At 61.8% G+C, this 22,313-nt stretch carries 22 protein-coding genes; 6 read left to right on the top strand and 16 right to left on the bottom strand.

The window, feature by feature from the left end; genetic code table 11:
• Nucleotides 1-180: 180 nt before the first annotated feature.
• Nucleotides 181-1,158, top strand: coding sequence for a 2-dehydropantoate 2-reductase (locus B0G77_RS35480; RefSeq protein ID WP_133666424.1), 978 nt, complete (start codon nucleotides 181-183; stop codon nucleotides 1,156-1,158).
• 105 nt (nucleotides 1,159-1,263) lie between these two features.
• On the opposite strand, the gene B0G77_RS35475 is transcribed toward B0G77_RS35480, so the two are convergent.
• Genes B0G77_RS35475 through oxlT form a run of 3 tightly spaced genes read right to left on the bottom strand, consistent with a single transcriptional unit; the run spans nucleotide 1,264 to nucleotide 5,100 of the window.
• Nucleotides 1,264-2,724, bottom strand: a complete 1,461-nt coding sequence (locus B0G77_RS35475) for an aldehyde dehydrogenase family protein (RefSeq protein ID WP_133666423.1) — start codon at nucleotides 2,722-2,724, stop codon at nucleotides 1,264-1,266.
• Between the two features lie 57 nt (nucleotides 2,725-2,781).
• Nucleotides 2,782-3,753: a LysR family transcriptional regulator gene (locus B0G77_RS35470; protein ID WP_133666422.1), complete on the bottom strand. Its 972-nt coding sequence runs from the start codon at nucleotides 3,751-3,753 to the stop codon at nucleotides 2,782-2,784.
• A gap of 18 nt (nucleotides 3,754-3,771) precedes the next feature.
• The gene (oxlT, locus tag B0G77_RS35465) at nucleotides 3,772-5,100 is read right to left on the bottom strand and encodes an oxalate/formate MFS antiporter (RefSeq protein WP_133666421.1); all 1,329 of its coding nucleotides are present in this window, start codon (nucleotides 5,098-5,100) and stop codon (nucleotides 3,772-3,774) included.
• Between the two features lie 357 nt (nucleotides 5,101-5,457).
• Here oxlT and B0G77_RS35460 point away from each other — a divergent pair, with 357 nt between their 5' ends.
• Both B0G77_RS35460 and B0G77_RS35455 read left to right on the top strand, forming a co-directional pair.
• The gene (locus B0G77_RS35460) at nucleotides 5,458-6,405 is read left to right on the top strand and encodes a LysR family transcriptional regulator (RefSeq protein ID WP_133666420.1); all 948 of its coding nucleotides are present in this window, start codon (nucleotides 5,458-5,460) and stop codon (nucleotides 6,403-6,405) included.
• Between the two features lie 99 nt (nucleotides 6,406-6,504).
• Nucleotides 6,505-6,813: a hypothetical protein gene (locus B0G77_RS35455; RefSeq protein ID WP_133667015.1), complete on the top strand. Its 309-nt coding sequence runs from the start codon at nucleotides 6,505-6,507 to the stop codon at nucleotides 6,811-6,813.
• A 128-nt stretch (nucleotides 6,814-6,941) separates the two neighbouring features.
• On the opposite strand, the gene B0G77_RS35450 is transcribed toward B0G77_RS35455, so the two are convergent.
• The 6 genes from B0G77_RS35450 to B0G77_RS35430 all read right to left on the bottom strand — a co-directional run bounded on the left by B0G77_RS35450 (nucleotide 6,942) and on the right by B0G77_RS35430 (nucleotide 11,497).
• Nucleotides 6,942-7,670 (bottom strand): NAD(P)(+) transhydrogenase (Re/Si-specific) subunit beta, encoded by a 729-nt coding sequence (locus tag B0G77_RS35450; RefSeq protein WP_133666419.1) that lies wholly within the window; start codon nucleotides 7,668-7,670, stop codon nucleotides 6,942-6,944.
• 38 nt (nucleotides 7,671-7,708) lie between these two features.
• Entirely contained in the window at nucleotides 7,709-8,527 is an 819-nt protein-coding gene (locus B0G77_RS35445) for a fumarylacetoacetate hydrolase family protein (protein ID WP_133666418.1), read from the bottom strand.
• A gap of 158 nt (nucleotides 8,528-8,685) precedes the next feature.
• The gene (gene frc, locus B0G77_RS35440; RefSeq protein ID WP_133666417.1) at nucleotides 8,686-9,933 is read right to left on the bottom strand and encodes a formyl-CoA transferase; all 1,248 of its coding nucleotides are present in this window, start codon (nucleotides 9,931-9,933) and stop codon (nucleotides 8,686-8,688) included.
• 1 nt (nucleotide 9,934) lies between these two features.
• The gene (locus B0G77_RS43615; RefSeq protein WP_166656331.1) at nucleotides 9,935-10,087 is read right to left on the bottom strand and encodes a hypothetical protein; all 153 of its coding nucleotides are present in this window, start codon (nucleotides 10,085-10,087) and stop codon (nucleotides 9,935-9,937) included.
• Nucleotides 10,088-10,560: 473 nt separating this feature from the next.
• Complete coding sequence (locus B0G77_RS35435; protein WP_133666416.1) at nucleotides 10,561-11,304, bottom strand: GntR family transcriptional regulator; 744 nt, start codon at nucleotides 11,302-11,304, stop codon at nucleotides 10,561-10,563.
• Entirely contained in the window at nucleotides 11,282-11,497 is a 216-nt protein-coding gene (locus B0G77_RS35430) for a hypothetical protein (RefSeq protein WP_133666415.1), read from the bottom strand. The genes B0G77_RS35435 and B0G77_RS35430 overlap by 23 nt, the downstream gene beginning before the upstream one ends.
• A 414-nt stretch (nucleotides 11,498-11,911) precedes the next feature.
• On the opposite strand from B0G77_RS35430, the gene B0G77_RS35425 reads away from it, so the two are divergent.
• Both B0G77_RS35425 and B0G77_RS35420 read left to right on the top strand, forming a co-directional pair.
• Entirely contained in the window at nucleotides 11,912-13,309 is a 1,398-nt protein-coding gene (locus tag B0G77_RS35425) for an OFA family MFS transporter (RefSeq protein ID WP_133666414.1), read from the top strand.
• A 13-nt stretch (nucleotides 13,310-13,322) separates the two neighbouring features.
• Nucleotides 13,323-13,451, top strand: a complete 129-nt coding sequence (locus B0G77_RS35420) for an oxalate:formate antiporter (protein WP_133666413.1) — start codon at nucleotides 13,323-13,325, stop codon at nucleotides 13,449-13,451.
• Nucleotides 13,452-13,536: 85 nt separating this feature from the next.
• Here B0G77_RS35420 and B0G77_RS35415 read toward each other — a convergent pair whose 3' ends face one another.
• From B0G77_RS35415 to ugpQ, 6 genes are all read right to left on the bottom strand, one after another.
• On the bottom strand, nucleotides 13,537-13,959 hold the full coding sequence (locus B0G77_RS35415) for a transposase (protein WP_133666412.1): 423 nt from the start codon (nucleotides 13,957-13,959) through the stop codon (nucleotides 13,537-13,539).
• 195 nt (nucleotides 13,960-14,154) lie between these two features.
• Nucleotides 14,155-15,222 carry an ABC transporter ATP-binding protein gene (locus B0G77_RS35410; RefSeq protein WP_133666411.1) on the bottom strand — a complete coding sequence of 356 codons (1,068 nt, stop codon included), beginning with the start codon at nucleotides 15,220-15,222 and terminating at the stop codon, nucleotides 14,155-14,157.
• 19 nt (nucleotides 15,223-15,241) lie between these two features.
• Entirely contained in the window at nucleotides 15,242-16,033 is a 792-nt protein-coding gene (locus tag B0G77_RS35405; RefSeq protein WP_133666410.1) for an ABC transporter permease, read from the bottom strand.
• Nucleotides 16,030-16,968, bottom strand: a complete 939-nt coding sequence (locus tag B0G77_RS35400; protein ID WP_133666409.1) for an ABC transporter permease subunit — start codon at nucleotides 16,966-16,968, stop codon at nucleotides 16,030-16,032. Before B0G77_RS35400 ends, B0G77_RS35405 begins: the two co-directional genes overlap by 4 nt.
• A 124-nt stretch (nucleotides 16,969-17,092) precedes the next feature.
• Nucleotides 17,093-18,172: an ABC transporter substrate-binding protein gene (locus tag B0G77_RS35395; protein WP_243751426.1), complete on the bottom strand. Its 1,080-nt coding sequence runs from the start codon at nucleotides 18,170-18,172 to the stop codon at nucleotides 17,093-17,095.
• 146 nt (nucleotides 18,173-18,318) lie between these two features.
• On the bottom strand, nucleotides 18,319-19,104 hold the full coding sequence (ugpQ, locus tag B0G77_RS35390; RefSeq protein WP_133666407.1) for a glycerophosphodiester phosphodiesterase: 786 nt from the start codon (nucleotides 19,102-19,104) through the stop codon (nucleotides 18,319-18,321).
• A 519-nt stretch (nucleotides 19,105-19,623) separates the two neighbouring features.
• Here ugpQ and B0G77_RS35385 point away from each other — a divergent pair.
• A complete protein-coding gene (locus B0G77_RS35385) occupies nucleotides 19,624-20,394 on the top strand; it encodes a DeoR/GlpR family DNA-binding transcription regulator (protein WP_133666406.1) in 771 nt (256 codons plus the stop codon).
• Between the two features lie 41 nt (nucleotides 20,395-20,435).
• Here the strand turns inward: B0G77_RS35385 and B0G77_RS35380 are convergent, their stop codons facing one another.
• Nucleotides 20,436-22,106, bottom strand: coding sequence for a Na/Pi cotransporter family protein (locus B0G77_RS35380; protein WP_133666405.1), 1,671 nt, complete (start codon nucleotides 22,104-22,106; stop codon nucleotides 20,436-20,438).
• Nucleotides 22,107-22,313 lie beyond the last annotated feature (207 nt).

Genomic DNA, 22,313 nt, shown 5'->3' with positions numbered 1-22,313 from the left:
AACCATAAGCAATGTTGAATGCATTTGGCCAGAAACTTTAACTATCGCCAATCGATACGCGCTTCTATGCTGTGACTATCGCCCGCACTGGCCGCGCCATGCACAGGTGAGGCGCCCCGCGCGGTCCTGCATTCCTGTATTGACGGGCAAACGGCTTTTCATTGTGACAGGGCGTAAATCATGAAGATCTGTGTCTTCGGAGCGGGCGCAATTGGCGGCCTGATGGGTGTGCAACTGGCGCGCGCCGGTGCTGATGTCAGTTTCATCGCACGTGGGCCGCATCTTGCGGCGATGCGTGAACACGGGGCGCGCTTGCTGATCGACGGGGAGGAAGTGTCGGCGAAGGTGCGCTGCACCTCTGATCCGCGCGAGCTGGGCGTGCAGGACTATGTGATCGTCACGCTCAAGGCGCATTCGCTGCCGGGCGTCGTCGAATCGATGCAGCCGCTCTTCGGCAAGCATACGGCGATCATCACGGGCACCAACGGTATCCCTTACTGGTATTTCTATCAGCATGGCGGCAAATTCGCCAGCACACGCCTCGCGAGTGTCGACCCCGACGGCTCGCAGTGGACCCGGCTTGGGCCCGAACGCGCGATCGGCTGCGTGCTGTATCCGGCAGCGGAGATCGCCGAGCCCGGCGTGATCAAGCATGTGTACGGCAAGAAATTCCCTATCGGCGAGCCGAACGGGGAACGTACGCCACGCATCCAGCAGTTTCACGACATCATGCAGGCCGCGGGCTTCGAAGCACCGATCCGCGAGAACATTCGCGACGAAATCTGGCTCAAGCTGTGGGGCAATCTGTGCTTCAACCCGATCAGTGCGCTGACCCACGCGACGCTCGACATCATCACCAGCGATCCCGCGACGCGCGCCCTTTCACGCACGATGATGCTGGAAGCGAAACAGATCGCCGAGCAGTTCAGTGTCCATTTTCGCGTCGACGTCGAGAAGCGCATCGACGGCGCGGGTGCGGTCGGCGCGCACAAGACGTCGATGCTGGTCGATCTGGAGAACCGGCGGCCGATGGAAATCGATCCGCTGTTGACGGTCGTGCAGGAAATGGGCCGCCTTGTCGGCGAACCCACGCCGACCATCGATGTCGTGCTCGCGCTCGTCAAGCAACGCGAACGGATGGCACTCCAGGGAGACTGATTGTTTGCTGCGTTCAATGAGGAAGGGGACCGAATGCGCAGCATTCGATCCCCTTCCCTGCATGCGTCGTCCGACACATCGACACATCGACTCATTGATCGAGACTCATTGATCGAGCGACAGCCACACGCTCTTGGGTTCAGTGAAGTTCTCGATCGCGACGTCGCCATGCTCGCGGCCGAATCCCGAGTCCCCCGCCCCGCCCCACGGCAGACGCACATCGGTATAGCCGTAGGTGTTGATCCACACGGTGCCCGCTTTCAGCTCGTGCGCGACGCGATGCACGCGGCCGATATCCTTGCTCCACACACCTGCGGCCAGACTATAAAGTGTGCCGTTGGCGATGCGGATCGCGTCTGCCTCGTCGTCGAAGCGAATCACGCTCGCCACCGGCCCGAAGATCTCCTCCTGCGAAATGCGCATCTCGTGCTCGACGTTGGCGAACACCGTCGGCTCGACAAAGAAGCCGCGCTCGCCGATCCGCGCGCCGCCCGTCATCAGCGACGCGCCCTCCTTCGTGCCGACGTCGACATAGTCGAGCACTGTCTTCATCTGCGCGGCCGACACGAGGGGCCCCATCGTCGTTTCGCGCGCAGCCGGGTCGCCGACACGTATCGACTTTGCCCGCTCGGCCAGCCGTTCGACCACTTCGTCGTAGATACCGCGTTGCGCCAGAATGCGCGAACCCGCCGAGCAGACCTGCCCGGTATTGAAGAAAATGCCTGACGCCGCGGCGCGCACGGCATTGTCGATATTCGCATCGGCAAAGATCACATTCGCCGACTTGCCGCCGAGTTCGAGCGTCACGCGCTTGAAATTGCCCGCGGCGCCCTGCAGGATCCCGCGCCCGACCGAAGGCGAACCCGTGAACGTCACCTTGTCGACGCCCGGATGCGCCACCAGCGCGTCGCCGACCACGCGCCCTTTGCCGGTGACGATGTTGAGCACACCAGGCGGCACGCCCGCTTCGAGCGCAAGTTCGCCGACGCGCAGCGCGGAAAGCGGCGTGATTTCAGCCGGCTTCACGATTAGCGTGCAACCGCAGGCAAGCGCGGGCGCGATCTTCCACATCCCGATCATCAGCGGAAAATTCCACGGCACGATCGCCGCCACCACGCCGACCGGCTGGCGGATCGTATAGGTCAGTGCATCGGGACGTACCGGCACCACCTGACCGTTGATCTTGTCGCACCAGCCCGCATAGTAGGCGAGCGTATCGATGGCGGCCGGCACGTCCTGACGCAGCACCGCAGCGATCGGCTTGCCCGCGTCGAGGCTTTCGAGTGCGGCAATTTCGTCCTGATGCGTGCGCAACAATTCCGCAAAGCGCCCAAGGATGCGCCCGCGTTCGGCCGCCCGCATGCCGTTCCACACTTTCAGCGCGGCGCGAGCGGCGGCCACGGCCGTATCGACATCGGCCGCGCTGCCCTGCGCGACCAGCGCGATGGGCTCCTCCGTGGCGGGGTTCAGGTCGACAGAGTATTCGCCGCTGCCAGGCGGCAGACGCTTTCCATCGATCAGCAGGTCATGGCGCTTGAGATCTGTGTCGATTTGATTGTTCATCATCGTGCTCCTTGCAAAAGATATTGCCTCGAGCGTACCTGCCAGCACGCTACGTTGCCGCTATGGCACGCGCAGCATCGCGCCATCGTCGGCAGCCGCAACCCGTATGCGGCCGCCTGCACCCGACCATGCTGCAGCCGGCGCATGGGCTTCCTTGAAGAGTTGCGACCAGACCGCCTCCGCGTTCGGCCGAAGCGAGCGATTCTTCCGCCGCACGAGCACGGTCGTCAGCGTGACTTCCGGCAGCAGTTGGCGTGCCACGAGGCGCGTGGACGGCGCGGGCCAACGCGCATCGATGGGCAGGATGCCGACGCCGAGGCCGAGTTCGACCATGCGCAGCACCGCCGCGACGTGCCCCAGCTCCTGCATTGGACGGCCACGCATGCGATGCGTGCCCAGCGCGCGATCGACGGCGGCGCGGCTTCCCGCGTCGGCGTTGAGGGTGACAAGCGCGACGTCTTCGAGCGCGGCCCATGCGAGCGCCGGACGGTGCGCCAGAGCGTGGCTATCGGGGAAAACAGCATGGAGCGGCGTGGAGAACAGGACCTGCGCGTGCAGGCCCACGCCCTGTGCGGAGTCGAGATCGGATACGACGCCAAAGTCGACTGCGCCCTGCTCGACGCTCGCCAGCACTGCGGACTGCGGTTCGTCCTTCACGGATACGATCAGATGTGGAAAAGCCGCCGCGCAGCGCGCGAGACCGCCCGGCAGCCAGCTTGAGGACAGCACCAGATTGCTGGCAATCACCACCACGCCAGTATGGCCTTCGTGCGCGGCGCGACCTTCGCGCAACGTGATGTCGATCTCATCGAGCAGACGGCCGATGCGGCGCTCGAGGCTCGCACCGGCCGTCGTCAGTTCGACCTGACGCGTGGTCCGGTCGAACAGTCTCAACTGGATCGCGTCTTCAAGTTCGCGCACGCAGCGGCTGACCGCCGACTGCGTCAGATCGAATTCGCGCGCCGCGCGGGTAAAGCTCCGCTGGCGCGCGACGGCGACGAACACCTTGAGTTGATGCAGCGAAATATTCATAAGACAGCGAGGTCGGCGCTATTCGCCTGTCTGCTCCGGCCAGTGGCTCAGACGCGAGGCACTTTTGGTATGTGCGACCGGGTTGTCACTCGCCTCCACCCAGCGGGCGCGCATTGGCGCGAGAATGAATTTCGCCGAGACGCCTGCCGCGATCGTGATCACCGCGGCCACGATGAACACCAGATTCCAGCCACCCGTCGCCGACAGCACCGAAGCCAGCGGCACGATCAGGGATGCAGTGCCCTTCGCCGTGTACAGCGTGCCGGCATTCGCGGACGCATACTTGCTGCCGAAAGTGTCGGCGCAGATCGCCGGGAAGATCGAGAAAATCTCGCCCCAGAACAGAAAGATCAGCGCAGCGAAGGTCATGAACGCATACGGGTTCGAGCCGAACTGCATCAGGCCCAGCAACGCCAGCCCCTCGCCGATGAAGATGAAGAACATCGTGTTCTCGCGGCCGATCTTGTCGGAAATGAATCCGCACAGGGGACGCGTGAAGCCGTTGCAGATGTTGTCGATCGAGAGGGTGACGGTCAGGAGCGGCAAGGTCATGCCGAAGAAGGACATCGGGATCCGGGCGAGGCCCCAGTCTTTGGCGATCGGGCCGATCTGCGCGGTGGCCATCAATCCACCGGCAGCCACGCAGACAAATGCCAGGTAGATCACCCAGAACACCGGTGCCTTGATCATCTGGCCGGGGGTGTAGTCGACCTTGGATACCGCGAAATTCCTTCTCGGCGGCGGTGCTGCACGCTTCACGGGCTTTTTCAGCAGCATGGCCAGCACAAGGATGCTGACGCCCTGCAGAATGCCGAAGAAGAAGAACGTGTGCTCGTAACCCTGGCGCGTGATCATGTTGGCGATGGGGATCACTGTCACGGCCGCACCCGCACCGAAACCCGCTGCGGTGAGACCTGCGGCAAGGCCGCGCTTGTCCGGAAACCATTTCAGCGCATTGCCGACGCACGTGCCGTACACGCCGCCCGCACCGACACCCGCGATGAACGCCGCGACATACAACTGCGGCAATGCATTCGCGTAGGAGTTGATCACCCATGCGAGGCCTGCGCACACCGCGCCGACCGCCACCACCGGTCGCGGACCGTATTTGTCGACGAGCCATCCCTCGACCGGCACGAGCCACGTTTCAGTCAGAATGAAAATCGAGAATGCGAGCTGGATCGAAGCTTCTCCCCAGTGATGCCTTGCATTCATCGGTGCGACAAAGAGCGTCCATGCATATTGCAGATTGGCGACGAGCGCCATACACATCATGCCAATGACAAGCTGGCACCAACGGTTCCCTAGAAAGGAAGGTGCTGGCGCATGCTGGTTGATGTCGTCCATTTACCTTGTCTCCGCTATCTATTTAGTGCAGCCGACCCAATTGCCCTGCTGCATTCATTCCACCTTATAGTTATCACCCGAAATTAAATACCATCGGGAATATTTATCACCTGCATCGCCCTTGTTAATTTCATAAGGAATGGCAATGCAAAAATCAGACTGAAAATGAACTGATTAATCTTCAGTTCTCGCACCCCCGCGCTATGCCATATCTCGCCTAACCTTCGCCGCTACGCGTTAACCCGGGGATTCCACTACATAAACCGTTTTCTGACATAATCATGTTAGGGTCTTTGCTGAATTACCAATAATTAAAGTTTGTTATTATGTTGATTCACATATGCTTATACATTGGCCATGACGATGAGAAATGCGACCCTTCGCCAGCTGAAGGTCTTCGAAACGGTGGCACGTCATCTCAGCTTCTCTCGCGCGGCTGAGGAGCTGCATCTGACCCAGCCGGCCGTCTCCACCCAGGTGCGGCAACTCGAGGAACACGCGGGCCTGCCGCTCTTCGAGCAGCTCGGCAAAAAAATCTACCTGACCCCTGCCGGCACCGAGATGCTTCACTACAGCCGCGCGATCATCCAGCAGTTCCACGAAGTGGACGAAGCGATGAGCCAGCTGAAGGGCGTATCGGGCGGCAAGCTGAACGTTGCCGTGATCAGCGCGGGAGACTATTTCTTTCCGCGCCTGCTGGCGGAGTTCACGCGCCGCTATTCGGGTGTCGTGCTCAATCTCGCCGTGCACAACCGCGAAGAACTGTTGCATCAGCTTGCGACCAACCAGACGGATCTCGCGGTCATGGTGCGTCCGCCGCACGAAATCGACTCGATCAACGAGCCTTTCGCGCCGCACCCGTATGTGATCGTCGCCGCGCCCAGTCATCCGCTCGCGAACAAACGGAACATCAAGCTGAGCCAGCTGGCGAATGAAGCGTTCGTGGTGCGCGAGCGCGGCTCGGACACCTGGAATTCGATGGAAGAAGGTTTTGCCGGCCGGCTCGCGAACCTCAAAATCGCGATGGAGATCAAGAGCACCGAGACGATCAAGCAGGCGGTGATCGCCGGCATGGGGATCGCGTTTCTGTCCGCTCACACGATCAGCCTCGAACTGCAGGTCGGGAACCTCGTTGTGCTCGATGTGGAAAGCTTTCCGGTGATGCTCAACTGGTACGTCGTCCATCGCAAGAACAAGCGCCTGCCGCCGGTCGCGGTGGCCTTCAAGCGCTTCCTGATGGAGGAAGGCGCGAACCTGATCGAGCAGATTACGCATCTGCAGGAATCGACCGTCTATAGACGATAGGATATGGTTTTCCAATAAAACTTTAACTATTGCGGATCCATGGTCGTACCTATGCTTGAGGCGAGTCCTTTCACTCGTCCGCATGGGAGCCTGATCATGCTGAATCATTCTTCGATAGCGTCTCGTCCTGTCACGCGTGCAGCCCGCGTTACCGCGGGCAGTCCCGACGATGCCCATCTGAGCGCATACAACGCGGCCTTCAGCGATCTCGGCCTCCGTTTTCGCTGGGATCGCGATACGCTCGACGCGCTCAACGAATTCACCAGCGAAGTGGCGCGGATCACGGCATACATCGAGCGGTTCCATTCGCATCTTTACAAGGCGTACGACGCCGACTTTCTGGCTCAGTTGATCCTGCGTAAGAAGAACCAGTACTTTCACGAATTCAAGCCTGACGGCGACGTCTGATTCCGCGCCCTGACTGCACGCGGATCGATGATGATTGCACGTGCAACCTTCGCTCCGGTCCATTCGGCTTCTCCGCCTGGTTTCGTCTCAAGGGTCCTGCCTTTTGATGTATCAGTGACGCATCCGGGTCAATGACGCATCGCGCGATATCGCTGGCGTCCCCGATAGCGCCACTCGACACCAAACCGGTATGCGCCGGCGCGCTGCACGCTGCATGTGTCGTCGCGCAGTGCCCAGCGTTGCGAAAAGTCGTCGCCTGCAACGTGGTGCGACGGATCTCCACGTAGTTCGATGCGCTCCAGAATCCCGCGCCGATGGACTACGCCGCAGCGGGCATGGGCCCGCGCGCCCGGCCCCGCATAGGCGTGCATGTGCGGGTCGTCAGCCGTCGACATCAAATGCGCACCCAGCGCGGCTGCCAGCAGGCTCAAGGCGAGCAACGCGGCCACGTCGAAGTTCTGGGTGTCTTCGGCGACAAAGGCGTAGCCAAGCCAGGCGCACAGCAGAAGCGCCGCCACGTTGACAATCCTGCAGCCCGCAAACGTGCCACCGTGGCCGCCGATTGCGCCGCGCAGTTTGCAGAACGCGATGAACGATCCGGCGAAGACAAGACCGCCGATAAAGACGGCGACACACGATTCGACGCGCTCGATGCCCACGGGCACAGCCGAAAGGAGGTAGCGCGCGAAACCCGCGCCAATCACGAGGAGCCCGGCGCCGCTGCCGAGGAGCGCCAGAAACCCCGGTCGATGCAGTAGATCGTGCCGGCGCGCCATCCGCACGCAGAGGGTTGCGCCCACAATCGCTGCCAGCATGCCGCTCAATATGTAAGCGGCATCTTCCAGTCCATCCAGCATGCCTCCTCCTTGTGCGACGCCCTGCGGCGCCGCTCCGATCAAGGGGTAATGCTCGTGGCCGTCGCCGCGGCCTGCTCTGTCTCACCCCTTACTGTCGCGAGGGTGTTGCTCAAGGTGCCGATACCGTCGATCGAAATCGCGACGGTCGAGCCATCCTTGATCGAACCGACGCCGAGCGACGTACCGCAGGCAATCACGTCGCCCGGCTCCAGCGTCAGGTCGTGCGAGATGAGACTCACCTGCTGCGCCGGCGAAAACACCATGTCCGAGAGCGGATAGTTCTGCCGCTCCACGCCATCGAGCAGGGTCACGACGCGGCTCGACAGCCAGTCGAGGCCGGACACGATCGCAGGGCCGATGCAGCAGAACGTATCGAAGCCTTTCGCCCGACACCATTGCGGAAAGTGCGGATTCTCGTTCAGCAGGTCCGCCGCGGTCACGTCGTTGACGATCGTATAGCCGAAGATCGACGCCGCCGCTTCTTCGATGCTCGCCGCGCTGCAACGCCGTCCGATCACGATGCCAAGCTCGCCTTCATAGGCGATCTTTCCCGTATATCCGACTGGACGCTGGATCGGATCTCCGGAGCCAATCACTGAACTGGCCGGCTTGATCAGAAACAGCGGATGCGACGGCACCGGCTTGTCGAGTTTCGCGGCCAGTGCATGAAAGTTGTTCCATAAGGCGACGACTTTCCCGGGCGCGCAGGGCGCGAGCCGGGTGAGCACGCGCGTCGACAACACGGCGCCCGTGGGCACCGGCTTGTCGAGCCCCACGTACTCGTGCAGGTAGCCGTTTTCAACGCGGCCGAAGACGATACCTCCGTCGTTCGACATGAAGCGCATCCAGGTATCCACTCTCAGCTCCTCGGCGGTTTGGGCCGCCATCTTGGGCCGCCATTCGTCGAAACGGATCGCGCCGTCCCGATGGCAAATGAAATGCGTCAGTCACATGGCGGCACGCGATAGTGTTTGAAGCCTGCGCGCCGCGTCGTACCGTACCTTGAAGCGCGCTGTCAGATCGCTCCCGCCGCGCGCAGCGCATCGATCTGCGCGGACGTATAGCCGAGTTCGGCCATCACTTCATTGGTGTGCTCGCCAAGCAGCGGCGAGCGCGTGACTTCGGTCGGACTGTCGGACAGCTTGATCGGGTTGCCCACCGTCAGATACTTGCCGCGCTGTGGGTGATCGACCTCGACGATTGTGCCGGTCTTGCGCAGCGACGGTTCTTCCGCGATCTCTTTCATCGACAGGATCGGACCGCATGGGATGTCATATTTGTTGAGAATCTCCATGGCCTCAAATTTGGTCTTTGTCATGGTCCAGCGCTCGATCTCGCCGAAGATTTCCTTCAGATGTGGCAGACGCGCAGCGGGCGTCGCGTAGTCGGGATCGGTGGCCCATTCCTCCTTGCCGATCACGTTGCAGATCTTCGCCCACACCGGCGCCTGGGTGATGAAGTAGATGTACGCGTTCGGATCGGCTTCCCAGCCCTTGCATTTCAGGATCCAGCCCGGCTGGCCGCCACCCGATGCATTGCCGGCGCGCGGCACCGCTTCGCCGAATGTGCCATTCGGGTACTGCGGGTACTCCTTCATCACGCCGGTACGCTCGAGCCGCTGCTGGTCGCGCAGCTTGACGCGGCACAGGTTCAGCACGCCGTCCTGCATGGCCGCCAGCACCTTCTGCCCGCGGCCCGTACTGACGCGCTGGAACAACGCCGTGACGATGCCGAGCGCCAGATGCAGGCCCGTGCCGCTATCGCCGATCTGCGCGCCGGTCACGACCGGCGGGCCGTCATCGAAGCCGGTCGTCGATGCGGCGCCGCCTGCGCATTGCGCGACGTTCTCGTAGACCTTGCAGTCCTCGTACGGCCCCGCCCCGAACCCCTTCACCGACGCCACGATCATCCGCGGGTTGAGTTCCTGGACGCGTTCCCACGTGAAGCCCATGCGGTCGAGAGCGCCCGGCGCAAAGTTCTCGACCAGCACGTCGCATGACTGGATCAGCGCTTCGAGAACCTGTTTGCCTTCCGGGTTCTTCGTATCGATCGTGACCGAGCGCTTGTTGTGGTTGAGCATCGTGAAATAGAGGCTGTCCACGTCGGGGATATCGCGCAGCTGTTCGCGCGTGATGTCACCGGCGCCGGCCCGCTCCACCTTGATCACATCTGCGCCGAACCACGCCAGCAATTGCGTGCAGGTCGGGCCCGACTGCACATGCGTGAAGTCTAGGATGCGCACGCCGTCGAGTGCTTTGCCCATGTCATGTCTCCTTGATGTCCCGCGCGTTTTGCCTGCACATGGTCTGGCGGTCGCTGCCCGGCGCGTATTCGCCTGAACCGCGGGTTTCTTTGCCGTTTCCGAAAACCTGCTGGAGGGCAACACCGGTGTCGAACGATGAAACGACGGCTAGCATGGTCGTCTCCTGGTCATCCGGTTGTAGAGCGGCTCTCGACGGATAAAGCCGACCCGACAACCGTGCATCTTCGCCATCGCCCTCAACCCCGCCCCATACGGTATGTGATATACCACATTCATTCAAGATCATTTTTTCTCCGATTTTCCTGAGATTCGCGATCGGCAACCGCATGTACAGCACGGCTCAGCGCCCTGCATGGGGTCCTGAAACGGTTCGAGGCCGAGGGAAAACACTGATCATGATTCATTCCTCGCTCCCTTTGATATATCACATACCATATTTATATGATCGTCAAGCAAGGCTTTTCCCGTACATCGGCCGTGGCCACCCGTGTTGCCGCGCGGAGTTGATTCTTGGTGTGATTGGAAAGCGACCAGGCGTGGCGCGCGAAACAGCACGCCGTCAAACGAAAAGGCCAGCGGTGACGCCACCACTGGCCTTTTCGTGTTGCTCTTCACTCACCGGTCACATCAGTCGAGAAAGTCGCAATTCGCTTCGACGAACGCTGCGAGATCGAGCGAATGCTGGCGGACCAGACGCTCGGCCAGTTCCGTATCCCGATGCTCCAGCGCTTCGATGATGCGCAGATGGTCGACGATCGAACGCGACGCGCGGTCGCTTTGCGAAATCGTCAGCCGGCGAATCGCGCGGACATGGACAAAGATGTTCTTGATCGTATCCAGAATGATCTGCGACTTCGACAACTCAACTATCGCCTGGTGAAACGCGATGTTCGCATCCGAGTATTCAGCGATGTGCTCCGCCGGCGTGGCATCGCGGAAATTGTCGAACATATGCCGCAACTTCGCGATTTCGGCGTCCGTTGCGTGGAGCGTGGCGAGGCGCGCGGCCATGCTTTCGAGCGCCGCCCACATCTGGATCATCTCGACGATTTCACGCTTGCTCTTGCGCACGATATAAATGCCGCGGCGCGGCACCATGCGCAGAAAACCTTCCTGCTCGAGCAGCGTCATCGCTTCGCGAACGGGTGTACGGCTCACGCCGAGCGTCTCGCTCAGCACGCGTTCGTCGAGGCGAATTTCGTCGCGGGACCGGTAGATGTCCGCGTCCGCGATGGCCTGACGCAGCATCGTGTAAGCCTGATCGCGCAGGCTGGCGGTCGCGTTGATAGGCTGCAGCGCCAGCGTAAGCGGCGCGCCAGCCTCGTTTCCAATGACAGTAGCCACAGACTCAGTTTGACGTTCTGACGACATTCATCGCCTCTTGTTGAACACGCGAACGATGCGGCACAGCGGCAGGACCCGCTTCTCCGAGCCCGACATAACGGCCATGCAGCGAAGCCAGTTCGGCGACCGGCTGCGGAATCCATTTTGTCAGCAATACCGTGGCGGCGGAACCCAGGCCAACCACGCCGATGGCGAGCAGCGACAGAGAAACAAAATCCATTTGAAGCTCCAAATGATTGAATGAAGGAATGACTCAATCATATGCTGCATCGCCGCAAAAATCAATATTCCGTATGTGATATATCAAAAACTGTTGCATCCCTACATCAAGCAGACGCTACCGCGACCGCGAAGTTGATGCGGCTCTCCTGCGCCCGGAGCAGCGCGCCTGCACATTGCGCCGAATTATTCGACGGCCAATCCCGGCATGTCGCGCACGTTCACCCTGACCATCGGCCTTCCCGTCGGCGCGCTCACACCGGACAACCGGCCACACGCCTGCTTATGCATTCGCGTCTCATATTGCCAAGGCGCGCCCTCGTCCCTATCGTTAAGGTCGCGGCAAGTTAAGGCACTGTTTAAGAAAGCACGCACAAATGCCGATAACAAACGATATCCCTTAACGGAGACCACCATGAGCAGCATGACTGAGCCAACTAACAACACCGGCTCGCCCCCGTTCTTCTCGAAACAGGCCACCGTCGCACGGCCCGGCTTCACACGTTGGATGGTTCCGCCCGCCGCGCTTGCGGTGCATCTGTGTATCGGGCAGGCCTATGCGTTTTCCGTGTTCAACGGTCCGCTCACGAAGGTGATCGGCATCACGCAGTCCGCACCGGACGACTGGTCGCTGACCACCCTCGGCTGGATCTTCTCGCTGGCGATCGTGTTCCTTGGGCTGTCTGCCGCGTTCGCGGGCAAATGGCTGGAACATGTCGGGCCGCGTCGCACGATGTTCACTGCGGCCTGTTGCTTTGGCGGCGGCTTTGTCGTGTCGGCGCTCGGCGTGTGGCTGCATCAGATCGCGCTGCTGTATCTGGGGTATGGCGTGATCGGCGGCATCGGGCTGGGGCTGGGTTATGTGTCGCCGGTGTCGACGCTGATCCGCTGGTTCCCGGATCGTCGCGGCATGGCAACCGGTATGGCGATCATGGGCTTCGGCGGCGGCGCAATGATCGCCGCGCCCTTGTCGGTGGCGCTGATGAACCACTTCAAAAGCGACACCAGCGTCGGGGTGGCGGAGACGTTCCTCGTGCTTGGCATCGCCTACTTCATTTCGATGACGATCGGCGCGCTTGCGATCCGCGTGCCGCCGAAAGACTGGAAGCCCGCAGGCTGGACGCCGCCTGACACGGCTCACAAGATGATCACGCGCAACCACGTGCATATCGATCAGGCGCTCAAGACGCCGCAGTTCTATCTGATCTGGCTCGTGCTGTTCCTCAACGTGACGGCCGGCATCGGCATTCTCGGCCAGGCGTCGGTGATGATCCAGGAGAGCTTCAAGAACACAGTGAGCGCAGCCGCCGCCGCGGGCTTCGTGGGCCTGCTGTCGCTCTTCAACATGGGTGGCCGCTTCGTGTGGGCGTCGGCATCCGACTGGGTCGGCCGCAAGAACACGTACTTCATCTTCTTCGTGCTGGGCGCCGTGCTTTACTACTTCGTCCCGAGCTTCGCCGCGTCGGGTAATATCGCGCTCTTCGTGCTCGCGTACTGCGTGATCCTGTCGATGTACGGCGGCGGCTTTGCGACCGTGCCCGCGTATCTCGCGGACATGTTCGGCACGGCCTTCGTCGGCGGCATTCACGGCCGTCTGCTGACGGCATGGGCAGCTGCGGGTGTCGCCGGTCCGGTGCTGGTGAACTACATCCGCGCATACGAAGTCGCCAACGGCGTCGCCAAGGCCGATGCGTACACGATGACGGTCCACATCATGGCAGTCCTGCTGGTGGTCGGCTTCGTGTGCAACCTGCTCGTCAAGCGCGTCGACCAGAAACATCATATGACCGACGCGCAACTGTCGGCCGGTTAATCAGGAGATCCCCATGACCAACCCGAGCGCCGCTCAACCGTCGAGCAAAGGCAAGCTGATCGTTTTCTGGGCATACGTGCTGATCCCGCTGTCGTGGGGTGTCGTGAACACGCTGATTCAGGCGATGAAGCTGTTCAGCTAACCCTTCTCGCTGGAAGAACAAAAGCCGGGCGCAAATCAGCGCCCGGCTTTTTCATTTTTGCTTCCGCGGGTGGCGGCGCTGCAGATCAGCGGGTGGCCTCGCCTCGCTCTCCAGCGGACGCCCGTGGCTCATTGCGCACGCGCCGTCGCCTTGCACCCGGCACCGGCGCGGATTTGCCGGCAGACGCCGTGTGGGTGGTGCGCATCCGGGCAGCCATCGCCTCGAACATCGCCTCGCCAGCCTCGCCGTGCAACTCGCGTAAGACGCGTTGCAGCACGCCTGCCTCGAACCACGCCTTGAACCGTCGATGACACGTTCGGTGATCGGGATAGCGGCTCGGCAGTGTCGACCATGGGCCGCCCGTCGACAGAATCCAGAATGCGGCGTTCAGCACCGCGCGCGTATTGCGCTCTGGACGGCCGCGTGGGTCCTTGCGTGCGCGGAACTCGCGGAACAGCGCTTCTACGCTGTCCCATTGCAGATCGGTCAGGTCGCGGTGAAGCCTCATGAGTGCTCCATCTTTGAATGGTTTGACTTACGATACCCATTCAAAGACGCATGAGAAATCTGATAGTGCTGCAAATTGTGGTCTGGCACTCATTAGCGGTCCGCCGCTTGCGGTCCAACCCACATTGGGTCGGCTGGCGGCGCGGCGAGCCCCCTTGTCACAGCCAGCGCCCCTCTCGAGCCCCGCGAGGCTCGCTTACACGCCCTCTTCCAGCACCAGCAGGTTGTCGTGCGAAAAACCGAGGGCGACCGGCTGGCCGCGTTCGGGCAGGCTGCGATTCGGATCGTTGAACACGTCGAGCGAAATCACCGCCTCGTTCACACGGGCACGGATGCGCACCACCGCGCCGAGAAAACTCACGTCTTCGACCGTTGCTGCCAGCGTGTTGCGTCCTGGTGCCGGCGCTTCGAGCACGATCGCTTCCGGCCGCAACGCAAGCAGACGCTTCTTGCCCGCATCGCCGGAAGCCAGCTCCTGGGTCGTGATGAGTTCCTGCCCGTCGACCACCATCTTCCCCGTCGTCGGGTCCACGACGTGTCCCGCGAGTATGTTGAGCGTGCCGACGAACGACGCGACAAAGCGCGTGCGCGGATAGTTGTAGATCTCGGAGGGTGTGCCCACCTGTTCGACGCGGCCCTCGTTCATCACGACGATCCGGTCGGAAATCGACAGCGCTTCCTCCTGATCGTGCGTCACGAAGATTGACGTGATGCCGAGCTCGCGCTGCAGCATGCGAATGTCCTGACGCAGCGAGATGCGGATCTTCGCATCGAGCGCGGACAGCGGCTCGTCGAGCAGCAGCACCTGCGGCTTGCTGGCCAGCGCGCGCGCCAGGGCGACACGCTGTTGCTGGCCGCCCGACAGTTGCCACGGATAGCGCTCGCCGAGCTGAGGCAGCTTGATGAGCTGCAACATCTCTTCGACGCGCTGACGGATTTCCGCCTCGGGACGGCCCGCCACGCGCAGGCCGAAGCCGATGTTGGCGGCCACCGTCATGTTCGGAAACAGCGCATATGACTGAAACACCATGCCGACCTTGCGCTGCCGCGTGCGCAGATGCGTGACGTCGCGGCCGTCGAGCTGGATCGTGCCGCGCGTCGGCGTTTCAAAGCCTGCGATCATGCGCAGCACGGTCGTCTTGCCGCAGCCGGACGGCCCGAGAAACGTGATGAATTCGCCGCGCTCGATCTTCATGTCGAAGTGATGCAACGCCGTGTTCGATGCGAACGTCTTGTGCAGATTTTCGATTTCAAGGAATGCCATGACTGGACGCCTCAGTTCATCAGGGTTTTTGTGCGGCGAACGAGCGCGCCGAACCGAATACCTGGATCAGCCCCATCGAGGCCCAGGTAATGGCGAATGCAATGATCGCGAGTGCCGACGGCTCATAGGCGCGATTCGCGCCGATCAGCTGCAGATACGGCCCGAACGCAGGCCGGTCGAGCAGGCTCGCCAGCGTGAATTCCCCGATCACCACCGCGAAGGTCAGGAACGCGCCAGACAGAATGCCTGAGCGGATGTTCGGGAAAATCACCTTGAAGAGGATGGTCGGCCAGTTCGCACCGAGACACTCGGCCGCTTCGGTCAGCGAGCGCACGTCGACGGCCCGCAGACCGGCATCGACGGCGCGATACATGTACGGCAGGGACAGCGTCACATAACCGAACACCAGCAACAGATCAGTAGCGCGCTCGCTGGCGGTGAGCGGCAGAATGGAACTGCTGTTATAGATGCGCAGATAGCCGAACACGATCACGATGGCCGGAATCACGAGCGGCAACAACGTGATGAATTCGACGAGCGGCCGCAGCTTCGGCAAGCGCAACTGAACCCAGTACGCAGTGGGCACCACCAGCAGAATGCCGACGACGATCGTCAATAGCGCCATCAGGATCGAATAGCCGAACGACGCCTGGAAGCGCGGGTCGGCCAACACCACCCTGTAGGCTTCGAAGCTATACGCGCCGCGCTTCATGCGCAGACTGAATTCGAATGTCGCGATTAGCGGCACCAGAAAATACACGGTGCCGACGATCATCGCGGTCCATGCACCCACACGGGATTGCGATTTCATCGACGCCCCCTTTCCGCGCGCGAACGCAGCCAGATATAACCGCCGTTCGACAGCCCCGTGACCAGAATCATTCCGAGCGCGAGCGCATAACCGAGGTTCTGGTTGTGCAGCACATCACCGCGAATCTGCGCGAAGAGCAGGATCGTCACGATGTTGAGCGAACTGCCCGTGAGCGCATACGCCGTCGCCACCGCGCCGAACGAATTCGCAAACAGCAGGAGCGTCGCGCCGAGTACGCTCGGCCACAGCACCGGCAGCGCGACATAGCGCCAGTACTGGAAAGCCGTGCCGCCGAGACAATCGCATGCTTCACGCCATTCGCGCCTGAGCCCATCGAGTGCGGGCGTGACAATCAGCACCATCAACGGAATCTGGAAGTAGAGGTAGGTGATCGTCAGCCCCCAGAAGCTGAGAATGCTGAAGCCAGTCGAATACAGATTGATGCCGGTGAACTTCTTCAGCAGCACCGTAACGAGGCCGACGCGGCCAAGCGTGCAGATGAACGCAAACGCGAGCGGCACACCCGCAAAGTTCGATGCGACACCGGAAAACGTCATCAAGGTCGGACGGATCCAGCCGGGCAGCTTGCCCTGCACCGCGGCCCACGCGAGCAGCGAACCCAGCACCGCGCCGCCGATCGACGACGCCGCGCTCACCTTGAAGCTGATCCAGTAAGCGTCGAGCACGGTCGGCTCGAACAGGCCGAGAAAATTCGTCAGCGTGAAATGCCCGTGCGAATCCTGAAACGCGCCGACCATCAGGAAACCGGTCGGCAGGATCAGGAACAGCAGTGCAAACAGGAAGAACGGCAGCACGCCGACCCAGGTCCACAGCGACCCGGACTCTCCGCGGCCCTTCACGTTCGGCGTCGGTGTCAGCACGACGGGAGCCTGAAGCTCCGGCGGTGCGGACCCGAGATTCGATGGACTGCTCATAGGTCACCCTCAGGCAAACAGATTGTCGCGATGCAAGGTCTGCCGCGACAGGAATGGGGCGCCAGATGTGAAGCGGGCGACGCAGACTGCGCGCCGCCCGCCCATTCCAGCTTTGCTGCCCCGCTTACTTCACGTTGGCGCCAACCGCCGCATCCCACTGCTTCGTGACCGTTTCCTTGTAAGCGTCCTGCTGCTGGAGCGTCGGGAATACCGCGGTCTTGTACGCGGCTGCCGGCGGCAGCTTGTCGAGCAGCGCCTGCGGCACTTTCTTCGCGGCCGTCAGTTCGTTGTAGCGGATCGGATGGCAATAACCAGTCAGCCAGCCGATCTGGCCTTCATCCGAGTACAGATATTCCATCCACAGCTTCGCTGCATTCGGATGCGGCGCGTACGCGCTGATCGCCTGCACATAGACGCCCGCGACGACGCCCGTCTTCGGCACCACCACCTGCACCTTCGGGTTGCCCTTCAGCGTGTCGCGGTCGGCCAGTGCGTTGTAGTCCCAGCGGACGATAATCGGCGTCGTGCCCTGAGCAAGCGATGCAGCCTTGCCGATCACCGGCACGAAGTTGCCGTTCTTGTTCAGGTCCGCGAAGTACTTGAGACCGGCCGCGCCCGCCTTCGATGCATCGCCCTTCGCCGACGACAGACCTGCCGCATACACGGCCTGGATCGCCTGGTTGGCCGAACGCGGATCGCCCGCCAGCGCCACGGCGTTCTTGTACTCGGGCTTGTGCAGATCGGCCCAGTCGGTAGGGACCTTGTCGATCATGTCGGCATTGACTTCGAACGAGAGCACGCCGTAGTAGTCGCCATACCAGTAGCCATCGGCATCCTTGGCGGAATCGGGAATCGACTTCCACGTCGATACCTTGTACGGCTGCAGCAGGCCGTCGGCCTTGGCCGTCGGGCCGAACGACAGGCCGACGTCGATCACGTCGGGCGCCTGCGGACCCTTGTTGCCCTTGTTCGCCTTGATCGCTTCGACCTCGTCGCCCGAACCCGCGTCCGGATTCAGTTCATTGATCTTGATGCCGTACTTGGCCTGGAAAGCCGCGATCATCGGACCATAACCGCACCAGTCGTGCGGCAGCGCGATGACAGTCAGCTGGCCTTCCTGCTTCGCGGCCTTGACGAGCTCGTCAGGCGGCGCAGCAGACGCCGTATTCATGCACGTGACAGCCGCTGCCCCGATGGCCGTCATCGAAAGAAAAGAACTTGTCCAGGTCCGGTTCATGGTTTTTAACCTCTGCCGAAAATTGCTACGTTGGGAAAACGACTATTCGAATGGGTCTTCGGCGACACGTCGCGCCTGCTGTACGCCATTGCCCGTTCTTGCTCGTTCTGCATTTACAGCGAAGCAGGCGACGCGGTCCCCGCGCCGGCCCCAATCCTATCGATGCAATCTGTACAAATTGTGTCAACACCCCATCTTGCGAGTTCACTCGCGCGCCTGGGATCGTTCACGGTATAGGCAAGCACGCGCAGGCCCGCTGCATGGATGTCGGCCACTCGCTGCGCGTTGAGATGTTTGTGATCCGCATGCAACGACACGCAATCGAGCTCGCGGACAATTCGCAGCCAGTCGTCGGGAATGGCCCCGAACAGCATGCCGCGCGGCAGCGACGGCGCCGCTTCGCGTGCGGCCGCGAGTGCCTCGAAAGAGAACGAGGACAGCAACGGTTGCGTCTGCGCGCGCCACAGATCGAGCGCAGCGCGCGCGACGAGGTGTCCCGTCTCTACTTCACGGCCCGGGCAGGGTTTGATTTCGATGTTGGCGGCAAGGCCGTCGCTCGCACAACGGGCGGCCGCTTCGGCGAGCGTAGGCAGATGAACGCCCGCAAAGCGCGGGCCGAACCATGCGCCCGCGTCGAGCTGCGCGAGTTCCTGCCACGTTCGGTCGACGGCCGGCCCGTGGCCGTTGGTCGTGCGGTCGAGCGTGTCGTCGTGCAGCAGAAAGATTTCGTCGTCGGCGGAAAGCTTCGCGTCGAACTCGACCATACGATAGCCGTAGCGCACACACGCATCGAAACCCGCGAGGGTATTTTCAGGCGCCAGCGTGCCGCCGCAGCGATGCGCGACCAGCCGCGGATACGGCCAGTTGGCAGACTCGGCATGAGCATTCAGATTTCCCACGTCTTCTTACCTTCAGGATCGACCCGGTTGGACTTCCCTGCTGCGCACCTGACTTCCCGCGATACGCCTTTCGACTGTACTTTCATCAGCGTATTGCCAGATCTGCCGCGCGTGGACGATCGTAGTATCAGTGAACTTGCCGCCGCGCGGTAGTTGGCCTGTCGCGTAGCGGACACATGTCGTCGCGCGGCGCAATCGCAATAGCCGGCCACCCCGGCCGGCAACTCGAGTATGCCGTCTGCATACGACATCCAGATTGCTAAATCCGACATCAGATGTTCGAATCTGGACATTTCATTTCCTTTTCGAACATCTGATGTTCGGATGTGGTCAAATCCGCGATTCGAAGCAAGGCTAAAATCAAATACACAAATTTGCAAGCTGACAATAAAGTGCAACATTGGACAGGTAAAGTACCGCCATAATCGCGCGGGTGGATACCCGCTCAACATCCTCCGGATGGCTTTCACGCCACCGGTCTGGGCCCATCCGAAATGGATCTATCGCCGGGGAAAATGCATGTGGCAGGAAGACCGTCATCAGCGCATTCGCGCATTGCTTTCGACGCTGCAGCGGGTGTCGACCGAGCGCATCATGAGCGACCTCGGCGTGTCGCGCGAAACCGTGCGCCGCGACCTGCTCGACCTCGAAGCGCTCGGTGAACTGAGACGGGTCCACGGCGGCGCGATCAAGCCCGGCGACGAAGCACCCATCGCAGAGCGCGCGCATACGCGCGTCAAATCCAAGATTGCGATTGCGAAGGCGGCGACCGGCGTCATTGCAAGCGGACAGACGCTCTTCATCGACGCCGGCACCACCACCGCCCTGCTCGCGGAGGAACTGGCGAAACTCGCCAATCTGACAATCGTGACGAATTCGATCGACGTGGCGCTCAAGATGCGCGGCGCGACCGAGCCTGGCAACAGCGCGAACGAAGTCATTCTGCTGGGCGGCTCGATCGGCGAGCGCTCGATGGCGACCATCGGCGGCACGACGATCGCGGAGATCCAGCGATATCGCGCGGACGTTGCGCTGCTGTCGCCAGTCGGCGTCGATCATCGGAGCGGCGCAACGAACTTCGACCATGCCGAGACCGAAGTCGCGCGCGCAATGGTCGAGAATGCCGACCGCGTCGTGATCCTCGCCGACTACAGCAAGATCGGTGAACGCAGCCGCATTGCGTATTGCCCGGTCGAGCGCATCGATCTGCTGATCACTAACCGCAAAGCGACCGAAGCCGCGGATTTTCCGCTGCTGAAGAAAAAGCTCCGCAAGGTCATACTGGCCTAGCGCCAGCGTATAACGTGGCGCTCAGAGCCTACGCAGCGGGCCTATTCAGCTGGGCTGTGGATCGCATCCACCGCCCGCTTGCGCAGCCGCGTGTCATGCAGCGCACCAACGGCATCGAGCACCGGGTACGCCGTCGAGCAAAACAATGAATTCAGCCGTTTCATGTCACTGATCAGGTCGAGATGCAGCGCGCTCGTTTCGACACTGCGCAGCGTCTGGCCAGACAGGCGGTCAAGATGCCTGTATGAATAGGCGCGCTCGAGATCGCGGAAGCGCTCCTTCTCCGAGAGCAGTCGTTCCGCACTGCGCAGATCGTTGTTGAGAAATACCGACAGTCCAAGCTGCAGATTGCTGACGAGCCGCGCGTGCAGATCCTCCAGCTCGCCGAGACCTTCTTCGGAGAACGCAAGACGGTGGGCAATCTTCTTTTCTTCGATATCGCCGACAATGTGCTCGATGATGTCGCCCGCATGCTCGAGATTGATCGTCAGCGAGATGATGTCGGTCCAGCGCCGGCTCTCGGCCTCGTCCAGCTGTTCGCGTGAAACACGTGCGAGGTAAGTCTTGACGGCGGCGTACAGATGGTCGACGTCGTCGTCCATGCGTATCGTTTCGCGCGCCTTCTGCAGGTCGTTGCGATGCAGCAGTTCGGCGACGTTGTCGAGCATCGCGCGAATGAGGTCGCCGATGCGCAACGCCTCGCGCGCAGCGTTGGCGAGCGCAAGCGCCGGCGTAGGCAGCGCTGCCATGTCCAGATGAAGGGGACGCAGTTCGGCATTCGGCTCCGCGCGATCCGGCAGCACCCGGACGCAGAGGCGCGCAACCGGTTCGATCAGCGGCACGCAGGCGATACAGCGCAGCGCGTTGTAGATCAGATGGAAACCGACCACCGCTTCACGCGGGATGCTGATCAGCATCGGCAAGCCGGCGGCGAGGAGCGAGGTGAACGGCAGAATCAGCAAGGCCCCGGCCAGCTTGAATGCAAAACTGCCAAGTGCAAGCCGCCGCGCGGCGGTGTTCTGGGCCAGCGTACCGGCCAGCGCCAGCAGACCGCTGCCGAGGTTCGCACCGATCACGAGACAAAGTGCGACCTTGAGCGATATGACGCCGGACGAAGCGAGCGTCGCAGTCAGCAGCACAGCGGCGAGGCTCGAATACGAAATCATCGCGAACGCGGCGCCCACCAGCGCGTCGAGCATCGTGTCCCCTGTCAGCGCGCCGAACATCACGCGTACGCCTGCGCCGTGCATCATCGGTTGCACCGCTTCGACGATCAGGTGCAACGCGAGCAGAATCAGGCCAAGGCCGATCATCGTACGCCCCACCTGCCCCACACGGTTTTGCTTGCGCGACAGAAAGAGCGGCACACCCACCAGCACCAGCACGGGCGACAGCCACGACAGGTCGAGCGTCAGAATCCGCGCCATCAAGGCGGTGCCGACATCGGCGCCCAGCATGATCGCGAGCCCGCTCGACAACGGCAGCAAGCCCTGTGCGGCAAACGACGTGACGATCACGGCGGTCGCGTTGCTGCTCTGCACGAGGCTCGTCACGCCCACGCCCGAGCAGAATGCCTTGACCCGGTTATTCGTGCTGTGTCTGAGGATGCGCCGCAGGTCGGCGCCAAGCACACGCAGGATGCCCGTGCGCACGATGTGCGAACCCCAGACCAGTAGCGCCACGCCGGACAGGAGGTTGAGAAGGATCAGCATAAGGCAGTGCAGGACATGAGCAATACGGCGTGAAGAGTCGTTCGGTCATCCCCTTACCCCGCGCGCCACAGGGCAACAACAAACAGGGATCCATCTCGCTAGTGTTGCACAATTTTGCCTTATTGCAATTTTGTGTATTTAAAACTACGATCGGCCTGGACGTAGAAGACGGACAGGAACGGCCGCGCCCGGCAGAGGCGAGGAACG

This window comes from Paraburkholderia sp. BL10I2N1, from assembly GCF_004361815.1.
Taxonomy (GTDB): domain Bacteria; phylum Pseudomonadota; class Gammaproteobacteria; order Burkholderiales; family Burkholderiaceae; genus Paraburkholderia.
This window is presented reverse-complemented; position numbering and strand designations above follow the sequence as displayed.